This is a genomic window from Azospirillum argentinense, from assembly GCF_000632475.1.
In the GTDB taxonomy this organism is placed as follows: domain Bacteria; phylum Pseudomonadota; class Alphaproteobacteria; order Azospirillales; family Azospirillaceae; genus Azospirillum; species Azospirillum baldaniorum.
This window is the reverse complement of record NZ_CP007796.1, coordinates 550,426-565,149: the sequence shown is the minus strand read 5'-3', so window position 1 is coordinate 565,149 and position 14,724 is coordinate 550,426. Positions and strand designations below refer to the sequence as shown.

Below are 14,724 nucleotides of genomic sequence, written 5' to 3'. Positions count from 1 at the left end.
TTTGAGGTGCTGTTCGTGGCCGCATAGCCTCCTCCCGTCACCAGGAAGCGTCATGCCGGACAGGCGGGGGCGACGGACTTCCTGTCACACCTTACGGGAGTTGACGGCCTCATGGACAAGCGGTTGAACATCTGGTCCGCGGCGTTGGCGGGCGTTCTCCTCAGCGTGGCCGGCGGCTCCACCGCCGCGATGGCCGAGACCCCGGTCAAGCTGGTGCTGAACTGGAAGTATCAGGGTCCCCAGGCGCTGATCCTGCTGGCCGAGGACAACGGCTACTTCAAGGCGGAGGGGCTGAAGGTCACCATCGACCAGGGCGAGGGCTCCGGCGCGTCGATCACCAAGGTGGCGACCGGCTCCTACGACGTCGGCTTCGGGGACATCAATTCCCTGATCACGCTCGCCGCCAAGTCGCCGGACGAGGCGCCGATCGCCGTCTACATGATGTACAACACGCCGCCCTTCACCGTCGCCGTGAAGGCCGACGGGCCGATCCGCACGCCCAAGGACCTGGAGGGCAAGACCATCGGCAGCCCGGCCAGCGACGGCGCCCTGAAGCTGTTTCCCGCCTTCGCCACCATGGCCGGGATCGACGCCGGCAAGGTGACGCTGACCAACATGCAGGCGAACCTGCGCGAGCAGATGCTGATGCGCGGGCAGGTGGACGGCGTGCTCGGCTACGTCAACACCATCACCTTCGGCGCCAAGGCCGCCGGGATGAATCCCGACAAGGACTTCCGCTTCATCAAGTACGGCGACTACGGCATGGATCTCTACTCCAACGCCATCGTCGTCTCGCGCGCCTTCGCGAAGGAGAACGGCGAGGCGGTGAAGGGCCTGCTGCGCGCCATCAACCGCGCCACCAAGGACATGATCGCCGACCCGGCGAAGTCGGTGGGCTCGGTGATGAAGCGCGAACCCCTGCTGAACGAGGCGGTCGAGATCGAGCGCACCGAGGCCACCATCCGGCAGGAGATGAACCATCCCGAGATCGCGCGGATCGGTCTGGGCGACGTGGACCCGGAGCGCTTCCAGCGCTCCATCGAGATCGTGGTCAAGGCGAACGGGCTGGAGCGGACGCCGAAGGCGTCGGACGTCTTCACCGACGCCTATCTGCCGCCCCGCGCCGACCGGCCGAGCCGCGTCGCCCCGTAACACGGCTCCAACAGGCAACACGGCCCCAACAGCAAGACGACGAGCAATGACGATGAATCTGGAACTGAAGGGGCGGGTCGTCCTGATCACCGGCCCGGCGAAGGGCATGGGCGAGGCGGTGACGATGGCCTTCGCCGACGAGGGCTGCCGGCTGGCGCTGGTCGGGCGCGACACCACCGCCATCGAACCGGTCGCGGCGCGGGTCCGCGCCGCGGGCGGGGAGGCCATCGTCATCCCCTGCGACATCACCGACGAGCGGCAGTGCCAGGGGGCGGCGGAGCGCACGCTGGCGGCCTACGGCCGCATCGACGTGCTCGTCAACGTCGCCGGAGGGTCCGGTCCCATCGGCAAGACGGGGTGGGAGACCAGCCAGGAGGAATTCAACGAGATCGTCACCCTCAACATGACCGGCTGTTTCAACACCATGCGCGCCGTCATGCCGACCTTCGCCGCTCAGCGCTACGGAAAGATCGTCAACGTCGGCGGCACCTTCGGGATGCGCGGGCGGGCGGGCCGGATGGCCTATTCGGCGTCGAAGTGGGGCTTGCGCGGCATCACCAAGTCCTTCGCGCTGGAGGCCGGTCCCTTCAACGTCAACGTCAACTGCGTCGCCCCCGGCATGGTCGAAGGGCCGCGCTTCCGCGGCAAGGTCGTGCCGGAGATGGCCCGCCGTCTGGGCATCAGCGAGGAGGCCGCCGCGGAGCGTCACGCCGCCGACTACGCCCTGCGCCGCGTCTCCACGGGCGAGGACGTGGCCAACGCCTGCCTGTTCCTGGCGAGCGACGCCTCGCGGCAGATCACCGGCGTGGACCTTCCGGTCGACGGCGGATGGGCGGCGCTGTGACCGCGCCTCCGGCGGGTCCGAAGACGGAAGGGCAAACGATGTTCCTGCAGAACGCCACACCGGCCGAAACGGCCGAGCTGACCACGCCGACCGGCCTCAAGCCGCCGGGCGGGGCGCGGCCCATCATCGAGTTCGAGCGCGTCACCGTCTCCTACGGGCGGGACGCCGCGGCAACCCAGGCGCTCGCCGAAAGCACCTTCCGCATCGACCACGGCGACTTCATCGCCCTGGTCGGCCCCTCCGGCTGCGGCAAATCGACGATCCTGAAGCTGGTGGGCGGGCTGCTGAAGGCGTCCAGCGGCCATGTCTTCGTCGCCCGGCGCGAGGTCGGGGCGGAGGACGTGCGCATCGGCATGGCCTTCCAGAATCCGACGCTGCTGCCCTGGCTCAGCATCCGCGACAACGTGATGCTGCCGCTGAAGATCGCGCGCCCCTTCCGCGAGGAGTGGCGGCAGAAGCGCAAGACCGAGTACCGCGACCGCGCCGACGCCCTGCTCGCCAAGGTCGGGCTTCAGGATTTCGCGACCAAGTTCCCATGGCAGCTGTCCGGCGGGATGCAGCAGCGCGCCTCGCTGTGCCGCGCCCTGATCCACGACCCGACGCTGCTCCTGCTCGACGAGCCCTTCGGCGCGCTCGACCAGTTCACGCGCGAGGAGCTGTGGGCCACCCTGCAGACGCTGTGGATGGAGCGCCGGCCGACCGTTCTCCTGGTCACCCACGACCTGCGCGAAAGCGCCTTCCTGGCCAACCGCATCATGGTGATGAGCGCGCGTCCCGGCCGCATCCTGGTGGATGAGCGGGTGAACTTCCCGCGGCCGCGCACGCTCGACACCACCTACCAGCCGGAATTCACCAGCCTGACGCACACGCTGCGCAGCCTCATCGTCGCCGCGCGGAGCGGCGCAGGAGCGCCGTCATGAGAGCCGTGAACCGCGAAAAACTCGCCTCCGCCGCCCTCATCGTCGGCGTCTTCGTCCTGTGGGAGGTCTCCTGCCTCGTCTTCGGCATCAGCGAGATCATCCTGCCGCGGCCCAGCCAGATCATCGCCACGCTGATCGACCGCTGGCCGGCGCTGATGCCGCACGCCGTGCAGACGCTCTACACCACGCTGGTCGGCTTCGCGCTGGGTGTCGGGGCCGGGGTGGTGATCGGGCTGCTGATCGGCTCCTCCCGCCTCGCCTACAACGTCGCCTTCCCGCTGCTGGTCGGCTTTTCCTCCATCCCCAAGGTGGCGGTGGTGCCGATCTTTGTCCTGTGGTTCGGCTCGGGCACGGTGCCGGCGGTGCTGACCTCGGCGATCATCTGCGTCTTCCCGGTGGTGGTGAACATGGCGACCGGCCTCGCCACGACCGAGCCGGAGCTGGAGGACGTGCTGCGCACCCTGAAGGCGTCCAAGCGCGACATCCTGCTGAACGTCGGGCTGCCCCGCGCGATGCCTTATTTCTTCGCGTCGCTGAAGGTGGCCGTCACCCTGTCCTTCGTCGGGACGGTGATCTCGGAGACGGTGGCCTCCAACCGCGGCGTCGGCAACATGATGCTGATCGCCTCCTCCAACTTCAACGTCCCGCTGGTCTTCGCCGGCTTGTTCATCCTGGCCGGGCTGGGTGTCGCCCTCTACGTGATCTTCTCGCTGATCGAGCGCCGCGTCACCGGTTGGGCCAACCGCAAGACGGAGTTCGCGGGCGGGTGACCGGTTCAGCCCGCTTCCGGTCATAGCCAAAAACATCCTCGGTATGGAGACAGGCATGTTCACCATCACCCGCCGCGCCGCGCTTCTGGCCGGGCTCGGCCTCTCCCTGGCCCTTCCCTTCGCCCCGGCCGTCGCGCAGGAGCGCACGCCGATCCGCTTCACGCTGGACTGGAAGTATCAGGGCATCCACGCCTGGTACTTCGTCGCCCAGGAGAAGGGCTACTTCCGCGAGGAAGGGCTGGACGTCACCATCGACCAGGGCGAAGGCTCCTCCGCCACCGTCACGCGCATCATGTCGGGCGCCTACGACGCCGGCTTCGGCGACATCAACGCGGTGATCCAGCAGGTGGCCCAGAAGCCCGCCGAGGCGCCGGTGATGGTCTACCACATCTACAACAAGCCGCCCTTCGCGGTGCTGACCAAGGCGGACAGCGGCATCACCGGGCTGAAGGACCTCGTCGGCAAGACGGTCGGCGGCCCGGCCGGCAGCGCCGCCACCCGCCTGCTGCCCGCCCTGCTGGAGCGCAACGGCCTGGACCCGTCCGGCGTCGAGGTGCTGAACATGCAGCCCAACCTGCAGGAGCAGATGCTGATCCGCGGCGAGGTCGCCGCCTCGCTGGTCTTCAACGTCACCAGCTACGTCAACCTGATCCAGCAGGGGCAGAACCCCGACACCGGCTTCCGCTGGATCAGCTACGCCGACCAGGGCCTCGACCTCTATTCCAACGGCGTGATGGTGTCCCAGGCGCTGGCGCGCGACAAACCGCAGGCGGTGAAGGGGCTGGTGCGCGCCATCAACCGCGCCATCCAGGACGTGATGGCCGACCCGGCCGCCGCGGTGAAGACGTTGGTCAAGGTCGAGCCGCTGATCGATGCCGGAAGCGAGCAGCGCCGCTTGCGGTTCGCCTTCGATGCCATGATGATCACCCCGGAGTCGCGCGAGATCGGGCTGGGCGACCTGTCGGACGACCGGCTGGCGCGCTCCATCGACGTGATGGCCGCGGCCTACAAGCTGCCGAACCAGCCGGCGCCCGGCCGGATCTTCGACCGCTCCTTCCTGCCGCCCCAGACGGAGCGGCGCATCATTCCCACCGCCGGATGAGGTTGCCATGACGGTCCGTTCCATCGCCTGCACCGCCCTGCTCGACGGGCCCGGCTACACGCCGCGGGGACCGGGGCGGCTGACGCTCCGCGACGGACGGATCGCGGCGGTGGAGCCGGTGATGGGAACCGGGGAGGCCGCGGAGCCGCTGTTCGCCCTGCCGGCGCCCGTCAACGCGCACGACCACGGGCGGCCGGTCCGCTCCAGCTCCTTCGGGGCGGCGGGCAAGCCGCTGGAGGTCTGGCTGCACTATCTGGCCCTGCTGCCGGCGGTCGATCCCTATCTGGCCGCCGCTGCGTCGCTGGGGCGCAGCGCGCTCGGCGGCGCCGGGGCGGTTATGGTGCATTACACCCGCACCCAGGGGCTGACTCCGTTGCCTGAGGAAGCGGCGGAGGTCGCCCGCGCCGCCCGCGACGTGGGGCTGCGGATCGCCTTCGCGGTGGCGCTGAAGGACCGCAACCCGCTGGTCTACGGCCCGTCCGAAGAGCTTCTGGCCCTGCTGCCCGGCGAGGCGCGGCGGGAATTCGCCCGGCGCACCGCCGCGCCGCCGCCATCCCCCGTCGAGCAGGTCCGGCTGGTGGAAGAGGTGGCCGCGGCGGCGGCGGGCGAGCTGGTGGACGTGCAGTACGGCCCGACCGGCGTGCAGTGGTGCTCGCCGGAGCTGTTGCAGGCGGTGGCCGACGCCTCCGCCCGCACAGGACGGCGCGTCCACATGCATTGCCTGGAGACGCGCTATCAGCGCGCCTGGGCGGACCGCCAGTTTCCCGACGGGCTGTTCCCCTATCTGAAGCGGATCGGCCTGCTGTCGCCGCGCCTCACGCTGGCCCACTGCACCTGGATCAGGCCGGAGGAGATGGACATCCTCGCCGAGATGGGTGTCACCGTGACGGTCAACACCGGCTCCAACCTCGGCCTGCGGTCGGGCATCGCGCCGCTGGCGGAGATGGTGGCGCGGGGCTGCCGGGTGGCGCTCGGCCTCGACGGGCTCGCCTTGAACGAGGACGACGACGCGCTGTGCGAGATGCGCCTCGCCAACGCGCTGCACCGGGGCTGGGGGTTCGAGGGCGCGGTGGACGAGGCGCAGATGCTGCGCATCGCGCTGGCCAACGGGCGCGCGTCGGTCACCGGGCGGGAGGAGGGCGGCGTCATCGCCCCCGGCCAGCCGGCCGACCTGCTTCTGCTGGACGCCGGCGCGCTTGATTCCGACCGGCTGCTTGACGGGCTGTGCCTGCGCGACCTGCTGTTCGCTCGCGCCGGGGCCGGCCACATCGCCGAGCTGCTGGTCGCCGGGAGGACCGTCGTGCGGCGGGGCCAGGTCACCGGCATCGACCACCCGGCGGTGCAGGCGGAGTTGCTGGCCCGGCTGCGCCACGGCATGGCCGGCAGCGCCGCGCTCCAGGCCGCCCTGCCGGCGTTGGAGGACGCCATGCGGCGCTATTACGACGCCGCCCCCTGCTGCTGACCGAATCCCCCCTTTTCCCCAGGACGCATCCATGCCGCCCGAGCTATTTCCGACTCCCGACTGCGTGCATTGGGGCTTTTTCGACGGAACGTTGCCGCCGGTCGCCGAGATCGCCAGCGGCGACGTCGTGACGATCCACACCGTCAGCGGCGGGACGGAGGATCTGCCGCCGGACGGGCGCGGCATGACCGTCCGGCCGGAGCATCGGCGCATCCTCGCTGCCGTGGCGCCGGGGCCGGGGCCGCACATCCTGACCGGGCCGATCGCCGTCCGCGGCGCGGAGCCGGGGGACGCGCTGCGGGTAGAGATCCTGGAGGTGTCGCTGCGCGACGACTGGGGCTTCAACCTGATCCGCCCCGGCGCCGGGGCGCTGCCCGATCTGGCGCCCGATCCGGCGCCAAGGGGGGGCCGCATCCATCTGCCCATCGACCGCGCGCGCGGCGTGATCCGGATGCCCTGGGGGCTGGAGATTCCGGCCCGCCCCTTCTTCGGCGTCATCGGGACAGCGCCGCCGCCCGCCGACGGGCGGCTGACGTCCATCGTGCCCGGCGCCTTCGGCGGCAACATCGACAACAAGGAGCTGACGGCGGGTGCTGTGCTGCACCTGCCGGTGTGGACCGCGGGCGCGCTGCTGTCCGTCGGCGACGGCCATGCCGCCCAGGGCGACGGCGAGGTCTGCCTGACGGCGGTCGAAACCGGCCTGACCGGGCGTTTCCGCGTCGAGCTGGTGAAAGGGGCCGGTCTGGCCGGCCCATGGGCGGAGACGGCGGACCACGTCATCACCATGGGGTTCGACCCGGACCTCGACGAGGCGGCGCGGATCGCGCTCCGCGCCATGATCGCGTTGATTTCCGAGCGCACCGGCCTGTCCGCCGAGGAGGCCTACCGCCTGTGCAGCGTCGCCGCCGATTTGCGGGTGACGCAGTTGGTGAACCGGCACAAGGGCATCCACGCCCTGCTTCCGCGCTGGGCGCTGCACGGCGCGTCCTGAGCCCGCCGGCGCGCCCTCTCCCCGCCGGAGGAGGAGAGGGCGGCGCGGTCAGCGCAGGGCGATCTCGAAGTCCTTGGCCCCTTCCCATAGGACCATGCGGCCCAGCTCCGGCAGGTTTTCCAGCCCGGACGTCAGGGTGATGACGTGGTTGCCGGCGAGCTGGCCGACCTTGCTGGAGAAGCTGACGCCGCCGTAAGCCAGCAGGATTTCCGTCTCGCTGAGGCCGCCGGGGTACAGGATGATCTGCCCCGGCGCCGGATGGCTGGTGTGGTTCTCGTAGGGGACGGCGAAATCCGTCTCCCCCAGCGGCACCCACACGCCCTCGCCGCTCCAGCGGACATGGACGATGCGGCTGCGGAAGGGAAGCCGCGCGCGGAGCGCGGCAACCGTCTTCGGCGCCCCGTCCGTCTCGAAGCGCGCTTCGAAACGGAAGGGGCCGGCGGTGATGACGAGATCGCTCATGGCCGGCGTCCCCGTCACGCTGTGGGCTTGGCGGCGGTGACCGCCGCGATGGTCTTGTGGGTGTTGCGCGGCTCGGCCGGCGGCATGCGCTGGATGGTGTGGACGGAGCGGCCATGGCCCTTCATGGTCTCGACCAGGGCGCCGTCGCGCACCACGAAGGCGCCGCGGACCAGCGTGTGCTTGAGCCTTCCCTTTACCGTGCGCCCATGCCAGGGCGAGATGCGCGACAGCGAGTGCAGCTTGAAATCGTCGATCACCCACTCCTCCGACAGGTCGAAGAGCGCGAGGTCGGCGTCGGCGCCGGGCAGGATGGCGCCCTTCTGCGGGTAGAGGCCGAAGCTCTTGGCCGGGGCTTCCGAGCTGGCGCGGACATAGTCGCGGAGGTCCATGCGGCCTTCCGCCACGGCGGTCAGCATCAGCGGCATCTGCGTTTCCACGCCGGGGAAGCCGCAGTCGCAGTTCCAGATCACCGACCGGGTCTTCTCCTCCGGCGTGTGGGGCGCGTGGTCGGTGGCGATCATGTCGATCGTGCCGTCCTTCAGGGCGTTCCACAGCGGCTCGTGGCAGTCGGCCTCGCGCACCGGCGGGTTGACGCGGATAACGCCCTTGCAGCGCGCGTAATCGTCGGTGCTCAGCATCAGGTAGTGCGGGCCGGTTTCGCCGGTGATGTCCACGCCGCGGGCCTTCGCCTCGGCGAGCGGGCGGAGTTCCTCCTTGGAGGAGATGTGCAGGATGTGGATGCGCGCACCGGTCCATTCGGCCAGGGTCGCGGCGCGCTCCACCGCCTCCACCGCCACGACGGCTGGGCGGGAGTCGAGGTGGGCGAGCGGATCGTTGCGGCCGGCCTCGCGCAGGCGCTTCTCCCGCCGCTCCATGATGGTGTTGGTTTCGGCGTGGAGGCTGACGCGCTTGCCGGTCGGCGCGACGCGCTCGAACAGTTCGAGCATGGCGCCGGTGTCCGGCGACGGGATGCGCCCAAAGGTGTTGCCCATGTAGAGCTTGAAGCCGATGACGCCGCCCTCGGCCAGCGCTTCGACGTGGTCGAGCGACTCCTCGCCCAGCACCGCGTAGAGGCCGTAATCGACAAAGGCCTTCTCGTCCGCGATGGCGTGCTTGGCGGCCAGGATCTCCGGCGTGGCCACGGTCGGGATGGTGTTGGGCATGTCGAAGACGGTGGTCACGCCGCCGAACGCCGCGGCGCTGGTGCCGCTGGCCCAGTCCTCCTTGTGGGTGTAGCCGGGATCACGGAAATGCACATGGACGTCGATCCCGCCGGGCAGGATGGCGAGGCCGGTCGCGTCCAGCGTTTCGGCCGACGGCGGCATCGTCTCCGGCGCGCCGATGGCAGCGATCCTGCCGTTGCTGATGGCGATGCTGGCCGGGAAACGCGCCGCGGAGGTGACGATTTCACCCCCGTGAATCACGAGATCGGCGATCGAATCTGTGCCTGCCACCGGATGTTCCTTCATCATTCAAGCCCGCAATGTGGTGTGGAGCGGTCACGTCGCGTCGTGGACAGGTGGCAGGCTAGGCAGCGTCGCGATTCACCTCAAACGCCAATTTCCGGCAAGGGCGTCGACAAAAAGTACAAGCCCACAGGCGGCCTGGGGGCTGCCGGGCGGTTGTCTCGCGGTATGGCGGGAGGTCAGGAGAGGGCCTTCCGCAACTCCTCCTTGGTCATGCGGGACCGGCCGGGCAGGTTCTGCTGCCTGGCCTTTTCGTAGAGGGCGGCACGGGTCAATTCCCCGCCGTCGTGGTGCCGGAAGGGGGCCGTCTTGCGGGCCACGTCGTCCGGCTGCCGGGAGAACTGCCGGCCCTTCGTCGTGTCGGCGCGCTTCTTGTCGCTGGTGCGCTGGTAGTCCGCCTTGGACAGGTGGTCGCGGGCGTGCCGGGGCAGGTAGCGTTCCCCCGTTTCCCCGCTCGGCTTGCCGGAGCGCGTGCCCCAGTCCTCGTCGGTCCACTGCTTCAGGCTGTTGTCCGCGGACTTCGGGCCTTCGTAGCCGCCGCCGCGCCGCTTGTACTCCTGGACGGCCATCTGAGCCTTGCGGGCGGACCACTGGCCGGGCTCGCCGCCTTTGTCGCCGTGTTGAATGCTTGCCTTGATCTTCTCCCACAAACCGGGGTCGGAGCGCTCGGCGCGCGATGCCATGGTGGCCTCCTGCCTGTGATACCGAAGGCGTTTGATGGCTTCCATCAAACGCCTTCGGTTCAAACCCGACAGCACATGGCGCAGCCATGTGCGAAAGGGTCATACGGCCGGCCGATCATGGAACTGTTCATGCGCCGTCCGTATGACACAGTGCAGGAACAGATCGATGTCGGGAGTGGTGCCGTGCCCAGGACCGAATCCGCCGTTCCGCGGTCGTGCCGCATCATCCGTCCTCGCTTCGCCTCGCCAAATTTGCGAACGGATTTGGAGATTCTCCCCCTTTACAAGGGGTAGCGATTGCAACCTTCGCGTCCTGTGGTACTTTGGTGATCCATGCAACCATCCTTGCTCCGGAGACGGGAACGGAGGTGGTCATGACGGCGATTGGGACAGGAAGGGCTGCATCCGTTCGTCGGGTGATGGCCGGATTGGCGCTGTTGCTCGCCACCCTCGCGGCGATCGCCGTCCTGTCGATGGCCAGTCCGCCCGGCAAAGGCGCCCGCGCCGCCGAGACCGCCCAGAACGCCCCGCCGCCGGTGACGGTCAGCCCGCCGCTGCGCAAGGAGATCGTCGAGTGGGACGAGTTCACCGGCCAGTTCCAGGCGGTGGACTTCGTGGAGATCCGGGCGCGGGTCAGCGGCTATCTCGACTCCATCGCCTTCCAGGACGGCCAGCTCGTCAAGCAGGGCGACCCGCTGTTCGTCATCGATCCGCGCCCCTTCGAGGCGGCGCTGGCCTCGGCGCGGGCGGAACAGCAGCAGGCCGAAGCCAAGCTGGATTTGTCGAACCGCCAACTCGCCCGTGCGTCGGAGCTGCGGCGCAGCGACAACGTCGCGGCCAGCGTGTTCGACGAGCGCCAGCAGCAGGTCCGCGTCGACGCCGCCGGGGTCGAGGTGGCGAAGGCCGCCGTGCGGACGGCGGAGCTGAACCTGAACTTTACCCGCATCACCGCCCCGATCGCCGGCCGCATCAGCCGGCGCGAGGTCAGCGTCGGCAACCTCATCGTTGGCGGCGACACCAGCACGACGACCCTGCTGACCACCATCGTCTCGCTCGACCCGATCTACTTCATCTTCGACATGAGCGAAGCCGACTACCTCGCCTATCAGCGGGCGGCGGCGCGCGGTGCGTTGAAGTCGCAGCGCGACGGCGGCATCGAGGTCGAAGGCCGCCTGTTCGACGAGCAGAACTGGCCCTTGAAGGGCACGCTCAACTTCATCGACAATCAGGTGAGCCCCGGCGCCGGCACCATCCGCGCCCGCGCCGTCTTTCCCAACCCGTCGCTGCTGCTGACGCCCGGCCAGTTCGGGCGGCTGCGCCTGCCGGGGTCCGACCGCTACACCGCCACGCTGATCCCCGATCAGGCGGTGGTCAGCGATCAAGCCAACAAGATCGTCCTGACGGTCGGCAACGACGGGACGGTGGTGCCGAAGCCGGTGCGCCTCGGCCCCATCGAGGACGGGTTGCGCGTCGTGCGCTCCGGGCTGGAGGAGACCGACAAGGTCATCATCAACGGCCTCGTCCGGGCCCGGCCGGGCGCCAAGGTGACGCCGCAGGACGGACGGATCGAGCCACCCAAGCCGCCGGCCGGTTGAGCGGAGCCGGCGCCATGAACATTTCGCACTTCTTCATCAACCGGCCGATCTTCGCGGCGGTCCTGTCCATCTTCGTCACGCTCATCGGGATCTTCGCCTATCTGACCCTGCCGGTCGCGCAGTATCCGGAGATCGCGCCGCCGACCATCGTGGTCAACGCGACCTACCCCGGCGCGTCGGCGCAGGTGGTCGCCGACACCGTGTCCGCCCCCATCGAGCAGGAGGTCAACGGCGTCGAGGACATGCTCTACATGTCCTCGCAGGCGACCAGCGACGGACGGCTCCAGCTCACCATCACCTTCAAGCTGGGCACCGACCTGGACACCGCGCAAGTGCTGGTGCAGAACCGCCTTGCCGTGGCCGAGCCCCGCCTGCCGGAGGACGTGCGGCGCATCGGCGTGACCGTGCGCAAGAACTCGCCCGACATGCTGATGGTGATCCATCTGAACTCGCCGGATGGGACGCGCGACCAGCTCTACATGTCCAACTACGCGCTGCTGCAGATCAAGGACGTGCTGGCGCGCCTGGACGGGGTGGGCGACATCCAGGTGTTCGGCGCCCGCGACTACGCCATGCGCGTCTGGCTCGACCCCGACCGGGTGGCGGCGCGCGGTCTGACCGCCGGCGACGTGGTGCGGGCGATCCAGGCGCAGAACGTCCAGGTGTCGGGCGGCGTCATCAACCAGCCGCCGGTGCCGGCCCCCGGCGCCTTCCAGCTCAACGTCGAGACGCTGGGCCGCCTGACCGACCCGCGCGAGTTCGGCAACATCATTGTCAAGACCGACGGGGCCGCGGTCACCCGCCTGCGCGACGTGGCGCGGGTCGAGCTGGGGGCGCAGGACTACAACCTCAACGCCTATCTGGACCGCCAGCAGGCGGTGCCGCTGGTCATCTTCCAGAGGCCGGGCTCCAACGCGCTGGAAACCGCCGACCGCATCCTGGCGACCATGGCGGACCTCTCCAAGGGCTTCCCCAGCGGGATGCGCTACGACGTGGTCTACAACCCGACGGAGTTCATCGCGCAGTCGGTGGAGGAGGTCTACAAGACGATCTTCGAGGCCGTGGCGCTGGTGGTGGTGGTCGTCATCCTGTTCCTTCAGACGTGGCGCGCCTCCATCGTGCCGATCGCCGCGATCCCGGTCTCGCTGATCGGCACCTTCACGGTCTTGGCGGCGCTGGGCTATTCGCTGAACACGCTGTCGCTGTTCGGGCTGGTGCTGGCGATCGGCATCGTCGTGGACGACGCCATCGTCGTGGTGGAGAATGTGGAGCGCTTCATCCGCCAGGGCATGAAGCCCAAGGACGCCGCGCACGAGACGATGAACGAGGTCGGCGGCGCGCTGATCGCCATCGCCCTGGTGCTCACCGCCGTGTTCATCCCGGCGGCCCTGGTCAGCGGCATCTCCGGCCAGTTCTTCCGCCAGTTCGCGGTGACCATCGCGACCGCCACGGTGATTTCCTGTCTGGTGTCGCTGACCCTCAGCCCGGCGCTGTGCGCGCTGCTGTTCAAGCCGCACGAGGCGCACCCGCCCAAGCCGTCGCCGCTGATGCGCCCGGTCAACGCCTTCTTCGGCGGCTTCAACCGGGGCTTCGACCGGCTGTCCAACGGCTATGCCGGGCTGACCGGGCGGCTGGTGCGGCTGCCGGTGATCGTGCTGGCGGTCTACGGCGTGCTGCTCGCCCTGACGGGATGGCAGTTCAGCCGGGCGCCGACGGGCTTCATCCCGAACCAGGACCAGGGCTATCTCATCACGGTGGTGCAGTTGCCGCCCGGCTCGTCGCTGGCCCGCACGGACGAGGTGGTGCGCACCGCGGTGGACACGCTGCTGAAGACGCCGGGGGTGATCCACGCCGTGCCCTTTGCCGGCTTCGACGGCGCCACCTTCACCAACGCGCCGAACGCCGGGGCGATCTTCGTCACCCTCGCCCCCTTTGCGGACCGCATCCCGAAGGGCCAGACCGCGGAGTCCGTGCTGGGCGACCTGAGGACCCGGCTGGGCGCCATCGAGGACGCCTTCATCATCACCATCCCGCCGCCGCCGGTGCGCGGCATCGGCAATTCCGGCGGCTTCAAGATGATGGTCGAGGACAAGCGGGGCCGCGGCCTGCCCGCGCTGGAGGAGGCGGTGAACGAGCTGTCCGGCGCGGCGAACCGCATCCCGGGCCTCGTCGGCGTGTTCTCGCTGTTCAACACCAAGACGCCGAAGGTCTTCGCCGACATCGACCGCCAGCGCGCGGAGATGCTGGGCGTCACCGCCGATCAGGTGTTCGAGGCGCTGCAGATCTATGTCGGCTCCTCCTTCGTCAACGAGTTCAATCTGCTGGGCCGCACCTACCGGGTGACCGCGCAGGCCGACGGGCGGTTCCGCCAGACCCCGCGCGACATCGCCAACCTGAAGACCCGCAACGCGCAGGGCGACATGGTCCCGATCGGTGCTGTGGCGGAGTTCCAGAACATCACCGGACCCTACCGCGTCGCCCGCTACAACCTCTATCCGGCGGCGGAGCTGCAGGGGAACACGCTGCCCGGCTTCTCCACCGGCTACGCGCTGGCGGCGATGGAGAAGGCGGCGGCGGACACCCTGCCGGACGGCTTCGGCTTCGAATGGACCGAACTGGCCTACCAGGAGAAGGCGGCGGGCAACACCGGCCTGCTGGTGTTCGGGCTGTCCGTCGTCTTCGTCTTCCTGGTGCTGGCGGCGCAGTACGAGAGCTGGGCGATGCCGCTGTCGGTCATCCTGATCGTGCCGATGTGCCTGCTGGCCTCGGTGACCGGCCTGCTGATGCGCGGGCTGGCGGTGGACATACTGGCGCAGGTGGGGTTCGTCGTGCTGGTCGGGCTGGCCGCCAAGAACGCCATCCTCATCGTCGAGTTCGCCCGCCAGAACGAGCTGTTCGAGGGCAAGGACCGATTCGAGGCGGCGGTCGCGGCGGCGCGCACCCGGCTCCGCCCGATCCTGATGACGTCCTTCGCCTTCATCCTGGGCGTCGTGCCGCTGATGATCGCGCAGGGCGCGGGGGCGGAGATGCGCCAGTCGCTGGGCACCGCGGTGTTCATGGGAATGCTGGGGGTCACGCTGTTCGGGCTGATCTTCACCCCGGTGTTCTACACGGTGATCCGCGGCCTGTTCAGCGGGCCGCTGGCCGTCAACCAGCATCCCAACCCGAACGCCGAGGCGTCCGACCGAGCCCCGGCCGGAGGAGCGTCGTCGGACGATTGGGGAAATGCCGGGCACATCCGTGGCGTTCCGGCCAAGGAAGACTGAGTGGACATCCC

12 protein-coding genes are annotated in these 14,724 nt (G+C 69.4%); 9 read left to right on the top strand and 3 right to left on the bottom strand.

Features of this window, described 5'->3' with window-relative positions; translation table 11 throughout:
- Positions 1-111 precede the first annotated feature (111 nt).
- The 7 genes from ABAZ39_RS28745 to ABAZ39_RS28715 are packed head-to-tail and all read left to right on the top strand — an operon-like array spanning position 112 to position 7,241.
- On the top strand, positions 112-1,152 hold the full coding sequence (locus tag ABAZ39_RS28745) for an ABC transporter substrate-binding protein (RefSeq protein WP_040137650.1): 1,041 nt from the start codon (positions 112-114) through the stop codon (positions 1,150-1,152).
- A 52-nt stretch (positions 1,153-1,204) separates the two neighbouring features.
- Positions 1,205-1,996 (top strand): SDR family NAD(P)-dependent oxidoreductase, encoded by a 792-nt coding sequence (locus ABAZ39_RS28740; RefSeq protein WP_040137829.1) that lies wholly within the window; start codon positions 1,205-1,207, stop codon positions 1,994-1,996.
- A 38-nt stretch (positions 1,997-2,034) separates the two neighbouring features.
- Positions 2,035-2,916, top strand: a complete 882-nt coding sequence (locus ABAZ39_RS28735; RefSeq protein ID WP_081863403.1) for an ABC transporter ATP-binding protein — start codon at positions 2,035-2,037, stop codon at positions 2,914-2,916.
- Complete coding sequence (locus ABAZ39_RS28730; RefSeq protein ID WP_040137649.1) at positions 2,913-3,686, top strand: ABC transporter permease; 774 nt, start codon at positions 2,913-2,915, stop codon at positions 3,684-3,686. Before ABAZ39_RS28735 ends, ABAZ39_RS28730 begins: the two co-directional genes overlap by 4 nt.
- 55 nt (positions 3,687-3,741) lie before the next feature.
- The gene (locus ABAZ39_RS28725; protein ID WP_040137648.1) at positions 3,742-4,788 is read left to right on the top strand and encodes an ABC transporter substrate-binding protein; all 1,047 of its coding nucleotides are present in this window, start codon (positions 3,742-3,744) and stop codon (positions 4,786-4,788) included.
- Positions 4,789-4,795: 7 nt separating this feature from the next.
- Entirely contained in the window at positions 4,796-6,250 is a 1,455-nt protein-coding gene (locus ABAZ39_RS28720; protein ID WP_040137647.1) for an amidohydrolase family protein, read from the top strand.
- A gap of 31 nt (positions 6,251-6,281) precedes the next feature.
- Positions 6,282-7,241, top strand: a complete 960-nt coding sequence (locus ABAZ39_RS28715; protein WP_040137646.1) for an acetamidase/formamidase family protein — start codon at positions 6,282-6,284, stop codon at positions 7,239-7,241.
- A gap of 48 nt (positions 7,242-7,289) precedes the next feature.
- Here ABAZ39_RS28715 and ABAZ39_RS28710 read toward each other — a convergent pair whose 3' ends face one another.
- From ABAZ39_RS28710 to ABAZ39_RS28700, 3 genes are all read right to left on the bottom strand, one after another.
- Positions 7,290-7,703, bottom strand: coding sequence for a DUF3830 family protein (locus ABAZ39_RS28710; protein WP_040137645.1), 414 nt, complete (start codon positions 7,701-7,703; stop codon positions 7,290-7,292).
- Between the two features lie 14 nt (positions 7,704-7,717).
- On the bottom strand, positions 7,718-9,157 hold the full coding sequence (allB, locus tag ABAZ39_RS28705) for an allantoinase AllB (RefSeq protein WP_247881779.1): 1,440 nt from the start codon (positions 9,155-9,157) through the stop codon (positions 7,718-7,720).
- A gap of 191 nt (positions 9,158-9,348) precedes the next feature.
- Positions 9,349-9,852, bottom strand: a complete 504-nt coding sequence (locus ABAZ39_RS28700) for a DUF5872 domain-containing protein (RefSeq protein ID WP_040137826.1) — start codon at positions 9,850-9,852, stop codon at positions 9,349-9,351.
- Positions 9,853-10,289: 437 nt separating this feature from the next.
- On the opposite strand from ABAZ39_RS28700, the gene ABAZ39_RS28695 reads away from it, so the two are divergent.
- Positions 10,290-11,447 (top strand): efflux RND transporter periplasmic adaptor subunit, encoded by a 1,158-nt coding sequence (locus ABAZ39_RS28695; RefSeq protein WP_247881778.1) that lies wholly within the window; start codon positions 10,290-10,292, stop codon positions 11,445-11,447.
- A gap of 14 nt (positions 11,448-11,461) precedes the next feature.
- Positions 11,462-14,713 (top strand): efflux RND transporter permease subunit, encoded by a 3,252-nt coding sequence (locus ABAZ39_RS28690; protein WP_081863401.1) that lies wholly within the window; start codon positions 11,462-11,464, stop codon positions 14,711-14,713.
- Positions 14,714-14,724 lie beyond the last annotated feature (11 nt).

Excerpts from the sequence above, each read along its gene's own strand:
- ABAZ39_RS28745 (WP_040137650.1), top strand. The coding sequence starts at position 112 with ATGGACAAGCGGTTGAACATCTGGTCCGCGGCGTTGGCGGGCGTTCTC.
- ABAZ39_RS28740 (WP_040137829.1), top strand. The coding sequence starts at position 1,205 with ATGAATCTGGAACTGAAGGGGCGGGTCGTCCTGATCACCGGCCCGGCG.
- ABAZ39_RS28735 (WP_081863403.1), top strand. The coding sequence starts at position 2,035 with ATGTTCCTGCAGAACGCCACACCGGCCGAAACGGCCGAGCTGACCACG.
- ABAZ39_RS28730 (WP_040137649.1), top strand. The coding sequence starts at position 2,913 with ATGAGAGCCGTGAACCGCGAAAAACTCGCCTCCGCCGCCCTCATCGTC.
- ABAZ39_RS28725 (WP_040137648.1), top strand. The coding sequence starts at position 3,742 with ATGTTCACCATCACCCGCCGCGCCGCGCTTCTGGCCGGGCTCGGCCTC.
- ABAZ39_RS28720 (WP_040137647.1), top strand. The coding sequence starts at position 4,796 with ATGACGGTCCGTTCCATCGCCTGCACCGCCCTGCTCGACGGGCCCGGC.
- ABAZ39_RS28715 (WP_040137646.1), top strand. The coding sequence starts at position 6,282 with ATGCCGCCCGAGCTATTTCCGACTCCCGACTGCGTGCATTGGGGCTTT.
- ABAZ39_RS28710 (WP_040137645.1), bottom strand. The coding sequence starts at position 7,703 with ATGAGCGATCTCGTCATCACCGCCGGCCCCTTCCGTTTCGAAGCGCGC.
- ABAZ39_RS28700 (WP_040137826.1), bottom strand. The coding sequence starts at position 9,852 with ATGGCATCGCGCGCCGAGCGCTCCGACCCCGGTTTGTGGGAGAAGATC.
- ABAZ39_RS28690 (WP_081863401.1), top strand. The coding sequence starts at position 11,462 with ATGAACATTTCGCACTTCTTCATCAACCGGCCGATCTTCGCGGCGGTC.